At 74.4% G+C, this 9,870-nt stretch carries 9 protein-coding genes; 3 read left to right on the top strand and 6 right to left on the bottom strand.

Annotation, left to right across the window (positions count from 1 at the left end):
* Window positions 1-171 precede the first annotated feature (171 nt).
* Window positions 172-1,059, bottom strand: a complete 888-nt coding sequence (locus tag ABZY91_RS05470; protein WP_355399897.1) for an alkaline phosphatase family protein — start codon at window positions 1,057-1,059, stop codon at window positions 172-174.
* A 619-nt stretch (window positions 1,060-1,678) separates the two neighbouring features.
* On the opposite strand from ABZY91_RS05470, the gene cobC reads away from it, so the two are divergent.
* Window positions 1,679-3,307: an Rv2231c family pyridoxal phosphate-dependent protein CobC gene (cobC, locus tag ABZY91_RS05465; RefSeq protein WP_355399895.1), complete on the top strand. Its 1,629-nt coding sequence runs from the start codon at window positions 1,679-1,681 to the stop codon at window positions 3,305-3,307.
* Window positions 3,308-3,441: 134 nt separating this feature from the next.
* Here cobC and ABZY91_RS05460 read toward each other — a convergent pair whose 3' ends face one another.
* Complete coding sequence (locus ABZY91_RS05460; protein ID WP_329948674.1) at window positions 3,442-3,924, bottom strand: SRPBCC family protein; 483 nt, start codon at window positions 3,922-3,924, stop codon at window positions 3,442-3,444.
* A 156-nt stretch (window positions 3,925-4,080) separates the two neighbouring features.
* Here ABZY91_RS05460 and ABZY91_RS05455 point away from each other — a divergent pair, with 156 nt between their 5' ends.
* Window positions 4,081-4,554 carry a carboxymuconolactone decarboxylase family protein gene (locus tag ABZY91_RS05455; RefSeq protein ID WP_329880745.1) on the top strand — a complete coding sequence of 158 codons (474 nt, stop codon included), beginning with the start codon at window positions 4,081-4,083 and terminating at the stop codon, window positions 4,552-4,554.
* 141 nt (window positions 4,555-4,695) lie between these two features.
* Here ABZY91_RS05455 and ABZY91_RS05450 read toward each other — a convergent pair whose 3' ends face one another.
* From ABZY91_RS05450 to ABZY91_RS05440, 3 genes are all read right to left on the bottom strand, one after another.
* On the bottom strand, window positions 4,696-5,841 hold the full coding sequence (locus ABZY91_RS05450) for a DUF6596 domain-containing protein (RefSeq protein WP_355399943.1): 1,146 nt from the start codon (window positions 5,839-5,841) through the stop codon (window positions 4,696-4,698).
* An 8-nt stretch (window positions 5,842-5,849) separates the two neighbouring features.
* Complete coding sequence (locus ABZY91_RS05445; RefSeq protein WP_329948673.1) at window positions 5,850-6,257, bottom strand: YciI family protein; 408 nt, start codon at window positions 6,255-6,257, stop codon at window positions 5,850-5,852.
* A gap of 187 nt (window positions 6,258-6,444) precedes the next feature.
* On the bottom strand, window positions 6,445-6,981 hold the full coding sequence (locus tag ABZY91_RS05440; RefSeq protein ID WP_355399892.1) for a hypothetical protein: 537 nt from the start codon (window positions 6,979-6,981) through the stop codon (window positions 6,445-6,447).
* A 245-nt stretch (window positions 6,982-7,226) separates the two neighbouring features.
* Here ABZY91_RS05440 and ABZY91_RS05435 point away from each other — a divergent pair, with 245 nt between their 5' ends.
* On the top strand, window positions 7,227-7,889 hold the full coding sequence (locus ABZY91_RS05435) for a hypothetical protein (RefSeq protein WP_355399890.1): 663 nt from the start codon (window positions 7,227-7,229) through the stop codon (window positions 7,887-7,889).
* Window positions 7,890-8,011: 122 nt separating this feature from the next.
* Here ABZY91_RS05435 and ABZY91_RS05430 read toward each other — a convergent pair whose 3' ends face one another.
* Window positions 8,012-9,640 (bottom strand): ALF repeat-containing protein, encoded by a 1,629-nt coding sequence (locus ABZY91_RS05430; protein WP_355399888.1) that lies wholly within the window; start codon window positions 9,638-9,640, stop codon window positions 8,012-8,014.
* Window positions 9,641-9,870: the final 230 nt, after the last annotated feature.

The following is a 9,870-nucleotide window of genomic DNA, read 5'->3' as shown; positions in this document are numbered from 1 at the left end:
TTTCCTTTTTGTGGGCGGCTGGGGGGGTGTCGGTCCGGGGGGCCGGGCGGGTGGCGGGGCGGGTGGGGTTGTGGGTGGCGGTGTCGGCGGCGGCCTCCCGCCCCCCCGGCCGGGTGGCGGCCGGGGCGACGGGGGCCTTGGAGCTGCGGGAGTCCGCGACGTACACGGGTGTCAGTTCCAGATGCCGGTGATGGTGGCGGCGGTGGCGGCGTTGCCCGCGTGGGTGGTCAGCCCGGCGAGGTCCTCCAGCGTGCGCAGCACGCTGTAGTGGTTGTAGGTGGTGGCGGTCGAGGAGCCCGGGGTGACGTGGGCGCCGTAGAAGATGGTGGGGATGCGGTTGCCGGAGAGGCGGTTGTCCTCGTCGAAGGTGACGACGAGGATGCTGTTGTTGCTCTTGGCCCAGGTGGCGTAGGCGCCGAGCTTGTTCTTGATCCAGGTGTCGCCGGTCGAGACCGAGCAGTCGTGCATGTCGTTGCAGAGGTCCGGCACGACGAAGGAGACCTTCGGCAGGCTCGCGAAGTTCGTCGGGAACTGCGTCATCGTGTAGGCGGTGTTGGTCGGCACGTTGCTGAAGCCGAACCACGGGTTGTGCTTCTGCGCGTACTTGCCGCTGGAGCAGACGGTCGAGCCCTGGCTCGGCAGGCCCTCGTTGTAGCTGCCCCAGGTCTTGCCGGCGGCGATCAGCTCGGAGGCGAGGTTGGCCTTGTTGATCGAGCCGACCGGCACGCAGCTGTCGTCCGTGCGGCCCTGGTTGGAGCCGGAGAACAGCTGGTAGTAGTTGGGCTCGCTGGGGTGGGTGAGCCCGAACGACTGGGTCAGGTTGGCGCCGCCGGCCTTCAGGGTGTTGTTGATGTACGGCGCGCCGGAGCTGCCGATGATCTGCGAGTAGGCGTGGTTCTCCAGGACGACGACCACCACGTGGTCCGGGGCCGGGAGGGCGGCGGCGTGCGCGGCCGTCCCGGTGGCGACCCAGAGGCCGAGGGAGCCGGCGACCAGGCCGAGGCCGGCGCCCAGGGCGGTCAGGGTGCGGCGACGGGATCTCCCGTGGGTTGCGTTCATGACAAGCGTCTCGGGAGTCCGGGGCGTCTCGGACATGGGTGTCCTCCGTGCGTCGGGGGCGGCCGGGCCGGGGAGGTGGCCCGGCCGCGAGGGGGACCGGCGGGGAATACCCGATGGGAAATCACCGGGCCTGAGCGCCGCAAACAGTAGGAGCGGGACGGTGGCGCGGGCTCCGGCCGCGACATGAAGAGCAGGCGAACAGCGATCGCGCCCCACAACCGAAGGTCAAGCGCAGGTCACAGCCCCGCCGATTGACCCGTCCGTGACGGCCGTGGTGGGATTTCCGCAGCCCCCATCGCCCTGACGTGGGCGTTCGGGCCGCCGACGGCCGGACGTTCACCGACCGCCACGGGTGGTCGCGGACCGTCGCCGGCCCGCACGGGGCCCGGATCGGCCCGCGCCGCCCCGGATCGGCTCCCAGCGGCCGGCGGACGGGTGTCGGGCGGATGACGCGGAGAAGTCGGACGTGAGCAGGGCGTGAGATGGACGTGAGCCGGTCGTGAGCGGTCCGGTCGGGAACGGTTCGGGCGTGGGTGCTTCCGGGGCGCGCGCGGAGCCGCCCTCCTGCGCGCCTGCCTGCGCGTGCGCGGGGGCGTGCGCGCCGGACGCGGGCGCGCACGTGCCCGACGCGCCTGCCGCCGGAGAGGCACGCCCGGGAGTCACGGCCGCCGGGCCGGGAGCCCTCGTCGTCGGCGTGGGCGCGCGCGGCTCGGCCACGGCGGCGGAGCTGCTCGGACTGATCCACCGGGCACTGGCCGAGGCCGGACCGCCCGGCACGCCCGTCGCCCTGATCGCCACCCTCACCGGCAAGGCCGCCCACCCGGCCGTCCGCCGGGCCGCCGCCGCACTCGGCGTCCCGGTCGCCGAACACCCGGCCGACGCCCTGGCGACCGTCTCCGTACCGCACCCGTCCGCCGTCGTCGGCGCGGCGGTGGGTACGGCCGGCGTGGCCGAGGCGGCAGCACTGGCGAGCGCGCCCGGCGGGGAACTCGTCGTGCCCAAGCGGAAGTCCCCGGCCGCGACGGTCGCCGTAGCCCGCCTGCCGCGCCACCCCGCTCCCCCGCCAGCCCCCGCAGGAGATACGCCCATGACCCCCACATCCGGCTCCACCCCCGGGCCGCACACCCCCTCCGCCGCCGAACCCTCCCTCGCCGAGCCCTCCCCCGCCGGAGCCGCCGAGGCCGCCGAGGCCGCCGAACCCGATCTCCGCCACCACGGGGACGCCGAGGTGCGCGCCGCCGGACCCGACCTGGTCGACCTCGCCGTCAACGTCCGCACCGGCACGCCCCCGCAGTGGCTGCGCGAGCACCTGGCCGCCACCCTCGCCGACCTCGCCGCCTACCCCGACGGCACGTCCGCGCATGCCGCCGTCGCCGCCCGGCACGGCCGCCCGGTCGACGAGGTGCTGCTCACCTCGGGCGCCGCCGAGGCGTTCGTCCTGCTGGCCCGCACCCTGACGGCGCGTCACATCGTCGTCGTGCACCCGCAGTTCACCGAGCCGGAAGCCGCGCTACGGGATGCCGGACACGCCGTGCACCGCGTCCTGCTCTCCCCCGCCGACGGCTTCCGGCTCACTCCGGACGCCGTCCCCGAGGCCGCCGACCTGGTCGTGCTCGGCAACCCCACCAACCCGACGTCCGTCCTCCACCCGGCCGCCGCCGTCGCCGCCCTCGCCCGCCCCGGACGCACCCTGGTGATCGACGAGGCGTTCATGGACACCGTGCCCGGCGAGACCGAGTCCCTGGCCTCGTCGGCCCGCGAGCTGCCCGGCCGGGTGGTCGTCCTCCGCAGCCTCACCAAGACCTGGGGCCTGGCCGGCCTGCGGATCGGATACGCGCTCGGTCCGGCCCCGCTGATCGCCGGCCTCGCCGCCGCCCAGCCGCTCTGGCCGGTCTCCACCCCCGCCCTGGCCGCCGCCGAGGTCTGCTCCACCCCGGCCGCCCTCGCGGAGGCCGAGGAGGCGTCGCACGAACTGGCCCTCCGGCGCGACCACCTGCTCAAGGGCCTCTCCGCCCTGCCCGCCGTCCGGGTACACGGCGAGCCGGCGGCGTCGTTCGTCCTGATCGAACTGCCCGGGGCCGACACCGTCCGGACCGCGCTGCGCGAGCGCGGCTTCGCCGTCCGCCGGGGCGACACCTTCCCCGGCCTCGGCCCGGACTGGCTGCGCATCGCCGTCCGGGACGAGCCGACCACGGACCGGTTCCTCGCGGCACTCGAAGCGGCACTCGAAGCGGTGACCGGGCACTGACCGGGCGCTGACCTGGCTCTGGGCCGGCGGCCGAGCGGAGCGGCGTCCGGGCAGTGATCGGGTCGCGAGCGCGAGCGGGCGGGCGGAGGCGGGCGCGAGCGGGCGGGCGGGCGGGCGGGGGCCGTGGCGGGCGACTACCGGTCCGGTCCGCCCCCGGGCGTGCGTTCCACCGAGGCCGCCACGTCCGCCAGGTCCTTGGCGATCGCCTTCGCCGCCGCCTTGGCGCCGATCCCGCCCAGCAGCCGCGCCAGGAACGGCAGCTTGTCGCCGTGCCGGGGCCGGGCCGAGAAGGTCATCGTCACGGTCGTCCGCCCGGGCGTGCGCTCCACGAGCCGGAACTCCGACACGTAGTGCATCCCCGCGTTGTCCGCCTCCGCGACGTACCGGACCGGGGCGTCGCACACCGTCACCCACATCTCCTCGGTGGCCGACTTGCCCAGCATCCGCCGGGTCTCCCGCCAGCGCGTCCCCACGCCGAACGGGCCCGGCGTGAGGACCTCCACCGAGTCGACGCCGCTCAGCACCTGCGGCATCGACTCCAGGTCGGTCATCGACCGCCAGACCCGGTCCGCCGGGGCCGCCATCTCGCGCGCCACCGAAACATCACGCTGTCCCATGCTTCGCAGTCTCCCCCCGGACGCGCCGGCCCGCGCGGCGTCGCCCGCCGGGCCCGCCGGCGGGGAGTGACCACCGTCACAACGGGCGCGTGTCACAACCCGCCGGGCTGTCCCGTCAAAGGTGTGTCCCGACAGACGACGGCAACGGAGAACACCATGGAAGCCCGCCTCAACCCCTTCACCAGCCCGGTCCTCGGCAAGGTCTTCAAGCACATCATCGCCGCGGGCAAGGTGCTGGAGGACTCGACCCTCCCCGCCACGACCCAGGAGCTGGTGAAGCTCCGCGCCAGCCAGATCAACAGCTGCGCCTTCTGCACCGACATGCACTTCAAGGACGCCGTGCACGCCGGGGAGTCCGCGGAGCGCCTCAACCTCGTCGCGGTGTGGCGGGAGGCCACGGTGTTCACCGAGGCCGAGCGCGCGGCGCTGGAGCTGACCGAGGAGGCCACCCGCATCGCCGACGCGGCCGGCGGCGTCCCGGACGAGGTCTGGGAGAACGCCGCCAAGCACTACGACGAGGAGCAGCTCGCCGCCCTCGTCGGCGCCATCGCGATCATCAACGCCTTCAACCGCGCGAACGTCCTGCTCAAGACGCCGGCCGGCGACTACCGGCCCGGCCAGTTCAACTGACCGGTACCGCCGCCCACCGGCCGCCGGCCGGGCCGCGCCCTCGTCCTCGTCCTCGTCCTGCCTCCGGGGTGTCCCCGGGTACGCGCGGAATCACCCGCGGGCACCCGGGAGGCACCCGCGAGGCACCCGGGGAGCGTCCCGTCAGCGACGCAGGCGGGCGTTGAGCCGGGCGGCCCGACGGGTCAGGTGGTCGCGTTCGGCGAGGTCGGGCGCCTCCCGGGCCGCCTCGGCGTAAAGCCGCGCCGCCGTCGCCAGGTCACCGTCCCGCTCGCGGAGGTACGCGGCCACCGCCGTGCGGCGGGGCAGGGAGTCGTCCAGCTCCGCGAGGGCCGCCAGACCGGCGCGCGGCCCGTCGGCCTCGCCGACGGCCACCGCGCGGTTCAACCGGACGACCGGGCTGTCGGTCAGGCGCACGAGCTCGTCGTACCACCCGACGATCTGCACCCAGTCCGTCTCTCCGGCCGTGGGCGCGTCGGCGTGGAGTGCCGCGATGGCGGCCTGGGCCTGGAACTCGCCCAGCCGGTCCCGGGCCAGGGCCGTCTGGAGGATCGCGACGCCCTCGGCGATCGCCCCGGTGTCCCACCGGGCGCGGTCCTGCTCGGCGAGCGGCACCAGGCTGCCGTCGGGTGCGGTCCGGCCGGCACGCCGCGCGTGGTGGAGCAGCATCAGCGCGAGCAGACCCGCCACCTCGGGGTGATCGATCCGGGCCCCGAGCTGCCGCGTGAGCCGGATCGCCTCGGCGGCGAGGTCGACGTCCCCGGAGTAGCCCTCGTTGAAGACCAGGTAGAGGACGCGCAGCACGGTGGCGACGTCCCCGGGCCGGTCGAACCGCACGCCGGAGACGGTGCGCTTGGCCCGGCTGATGCGCTGCGCCACGGTCGCCTCGGGCACCAGGTAGGCCCGGGCGATCTGGCGGGTGGTGAGCCCGCCGACGGCGCGCAACGTGAGCGCGACCGCGGACGAGGGCGTCAGCGACGGGTGGGCGCACAGGAAGTACAGCCGGAGCGTGTCGTCCAGCGCCGGCGCCGGGCCCGGCTCCGGCTCCTCGTCGACGAGTTCCTCCCGCCGGCGGCGGGCCGTGTCCGCCCGGGTCGCGTCGAGGAACTTGCGCCAGGCCACGGTGACCAGCCAGCCCTTCGGGTCCGCCGGCGGCCGGGCGGGCCAGCCGCGGACCGCCTCGACCAGCGCCTCCTGCACGGCGTCCTCGGCCGCCGCGAAGTCGGCTCCGCGCCGGACGAGGATCGCGAGCACGCCAGGGGTGAGGTTCCGGAGCAGGTCCTCGTCCACCGGGGAGGTCACTCCGTGACGGTCGGCGGCGCGGACAGGAAGGGGCGCAGTTCGAGCCACTCGTGGATCGGCTTCCCGCCCGCCCCGGGGGCTGCGGACAGCTCACCGGCCAGTTCGACGGCGCGCTCGTAGCTGTCGACGTCGATCACCATCCAGCCGGCCACGAGGTCCTTCGTCTCGGCGAACGGGCCGTCGGTCACCGGCGGGCGGCCCTCGCCGTCGTAGCGCACCCATGCGCCCCCGGGTGCGAGCGCCTGGCTGTCGACGAACTCGCCGGACTCCTCCAGGCGGGCCGCGAAGTCGCGCATGTACTGCACGTGCGCCGAGATCTCCTCCGGCGTCCAGTGCTCCATGGACACGAAGTCGTCCGGGACCGGAGCTCCGCGGTAGTGCTTGAGCAGCAGGTACTTGGCCATGACGTCTCTCCTCGGTGCTGTGCGACCCATTGTGGCCGCGTCCGCCCCTGGGACGGAGCCGGCCACGGGTTCTCGACATCACCGACGGAAATTTCTCCGGGTTCTTCCGGGCACGCCCCGGCCGCACCCGGCCGCACCCGGCCGCACCCGCGGCCCGGATGGCGCGCGGCTCCGGCCGGTCCGCGGCTCACACGCCGGCCGCCCACTCCCGGAGGGTGGCGAAGTCGCCGCCCCGCAGGCCGAGCTTCGGATCGACGTGGAGGGCGAGGGCCCGTCCGGGGTGGTGGTCGGCTATCCACGCGGCGTCCTGCGGTCCCAGCTCGTCGTCCACCCAGACGAACGGGCGGCCGGCGGCCCACGCGACCAGTGCGCGGGTCTTCCAGTGCAGGCCGTCCGGGTCCTCCTGGTGGAGCTGCGGCCAGGCGACGTAGGGGAGTTCGGGCAGGCCGAGGAGCGGGGCGATCCAGGTGTTGGCCTCCGCCATCCAGGTCGTCGCCCAGACCAACTCGTACGGAAGGGAGAGGAGTTCGGGGCCGTGGTCGGGGTTGATCCAGAGGCGCAGCGGCCGGACGTGCTCGGCGGGCCGCTGCGGGAACCGGGCCACCCACGAGTCCGGCTTGACGCGGTGGGTGCCGTACCCGGCAGGCCGCTGGTGGGGCTTGGCGGCGTACGGGTTCAACGGCCCGTCGACGTCGAGGAGAAGCAGCGGGAGCGGCGTCGTCATGACGGCATCGTCGCGCAAGGAGGCCGAGTTGACGACCCGTTTCACCGGCGGGCGTCACGGGTCGCCCGGCCCCGGAGCGGGGCGTCGGCCACGCGTCCGGGCTCCCCGGCCCCTTCCGCCCTGCATCCGGGCTCCGCGGCTTCTGGGACAGGATCGGGATATTGCGCGGACCGGGCCGTGAACGGCCCGGACCTACGGTGGTCGCACCGGTGAACCGCACCGGTGGACCGACCCGGGAGCCCCGTATGCGTACGCGCCGCCTCGCCCTCACTGCCGCCGCCGTCGCGGTGCTCGCCGCTGCCGCCACCGCCTGCGGACCGGAGAACGGCGACGGGGGTTCCGCCGCGGCGAGCCCGGTGGCCACGGCCGCCGCCACGGCGGCGGCCACGACGACCGCCCCCGCCGCCGCGCCCTCGAAGGCGACCTCGCCGTCCGGCAGTGCGTCCGCCTCCACCGCGACCTCCGCCTCCGCCGCTGCCTCCGCGCCCGGGACGAAGTCCGGCTCCCCGGGGCAGAACTGCGCCACGAAGGACCTCACGTTCACCACCAGGACCGAGTCCCAGGCCGGCGGGTTCATCCTGATCACCGCCAAGGCCAAGCCTGGCGTCAGCTGCACACTCCCTGGCCCGCACGCGACCATCGCGTTCGGCTCGGGCGGTATCGAGGCCGCCAACGCCGAGCAGGCCGTCGGCGCGCCGATCACCCTCGGCGGGGACAAGGTGGCGTACGCGGGCGTCAACCCCAAGAGCACCAAGGGGAACCAGGAGATCGAGTTCACCGACGTCATCGTCGCCGTCGGCAAGGCCGACCCGGACCCGGTCAGCCTCCCGGTCGGTCCGACCAAGGTGGACAAGCCGGTGGTCACCAACTGGCACACCGTTCCGAAGGACGCCGTTCCCGGCATCTGACGGTGGCCCGCACACCGCTCTCGCCCGGCCCGCCCGGGTCGTGGGGCGCGGTGCCGAACGCCAGGTGCCCCGACCGTGGGGGCGGGGCACCTGGTCACGCTGCGGTCGTCGCGCCGATGTGACTACTCGGCGGCGCGACGGCGGCGGGAGACGGCCACCAGGGCCGCACCGGCGGCGACGGCCGCGGCGGCGCCGCCGGCCTCCCAGCGGACACCCTCGTCCACACCGGTGGCGGCGAGCCGGCCGGAGGTCTCGGCCGTGCTGCCGGTGGTCGCCGTGGTGCCGGTGACCTTCGCGAGCGCCACGGCGGGCACCACGGCCGGGGCCGGGTTCGCGACGGTGCCCGCGGCGTTGGCGGTCTGGACGGTCTGGCCGGCGCCGGCGTTCTGCCCCTGGTCCGGCTGCTGGGCCGGCGGGGTCGGCTTGGCGGCGGCCGCGTTCGCCTCGTCCTCGGCGCGGGCCTTGGACCAGCCCTCCTTGAGGAACGCGAGGACGTCCGCGTAGCTGCCCTCCAGGGCGGCCCCGGCGGCCTTCTTGGCGGCCGGTCCGCCGGTCTCCAGGATCTGGGAGACCTTCACGCGGTTGTCGCTCTCGCGCAGGCCCGCCAGGTCGACCTCAAGGAAGCGGCGCAGGTCGGCGGGCGTGCCGCCGAGGGCCTTCTGGGCCCCCGCGAAGACGCGCGGGCCGACCTCCTTGTCGGCGATGAGGATGAGGATCTCGACCCGGTCGTCCTCGGCGCGGGCCGTGTGCTGGCCCTCGGTGAGGAACTTGCGCACCGCCTCGGGGCTGCCGGTCCTGAGGGCCGCCTCGGCCGCCGCCTTCACCGCACGGCCACCGACGGCGAGGATCTGGAAGGCCTTGACGCGGTCGTCGACGGCCCGCGCGTTCGGGAGGCCGACCTCCATGAACTGGCGCAGCTCGGCCGCCGTGCCGTCGACGACCTTCGCGGCGGCCTCGTGGACGCTGATACCCGCGTCCTTGTCGGCCAGGATCCGCCGGACCTCGGCCCGGTCGTCCTCGGCACGGGCCGTGTGCTGACCCTCGGCGAGGAACTTGCGGACCGCCTCGGGGCTGTTGGAGCTCATGGCCTTGTTGGCCGCCGCCTGCACGGCAGGGCCGCCGGCGTAGAGAATCTGGGCGGTCTTGACCAGGTCGTCGATGGACCGCGCACGCGGGAGGCCGACCTCCAGGAACTGACGCAGCTCGGCCGCCGTGCCGTCGACGACCTTCGCGGCGAACTCGTGGACGCTGATGCCCGCATCCTTGTCCGCCAGGATCCGCCGGACCTCGGCCCGGTCGTCGTCCTCGGCGCGGGCCACGAACTGGCCCTCGGTGAGGAACTTGCGCACCGCCTCGGGGCTGCCGGTCCTGAGGGCCGCCTCGGCCGCCGCCTTCACGGCAGGGCCGCCGACGGTGAGGAACTGGGCGGCCTTGACGCGGTCGTCGATGATCCGCGCGTTCGGCAGACCGACCTCCAGGAACTGACGCAGTTCGGCCGCCGTGCCGTCGACGACCTTCGCGGCGGCCTCGTGGACGCTGATACCCGCGTCCTTGTCCGCCAGGATCCGCCGGACCTCGGCCCGGTCCGCCGCCTCCTGGGAGCCGCCGTCCTCCGTGGTGTCGGCCGCCGTGTCCGGACCGCTGACTCCGGCGGGCTTCGGCTGCTCGGCAGCGGACGCCATCGACGGGAACAGGACGGTCGGAGCGAGTGCAGCCGCGGCAAGGACGGCGGACACCTTGGGCAACTTCATCAAGCAGACCTGTTTCTCAAGCGAAGAACACGGGGAGAAGTCGTGAGCCCGGTCAGCATAAGTCCTGCTGCATGGTTGTCATATCACCATTATTTAGCGGACGAGCTTCACGGCCGAGGCGCCGACTCTTCGCACACAGGCAATTCCGGACGTATGAGGACAGTCCCCCTCCCGGAGGAACCCCGAGGACGGAATTCCGGGCGGGTGAACGGATGAACGTCTCTCCAACT

This window comes from Kitasatospora sp. NPDC002965 (genome assembly GCF_040611255.1).
Classification (GTDB): Bacteria; Actinomycetota; Actinomycetes; order Streptomycetales; family Streptomycetaceae; genus Kitasatospora.
Note: the sequence above shows the minus strand (reverse complement) of the source record. Positions and strands in the feature narration are given on the sequence as shown.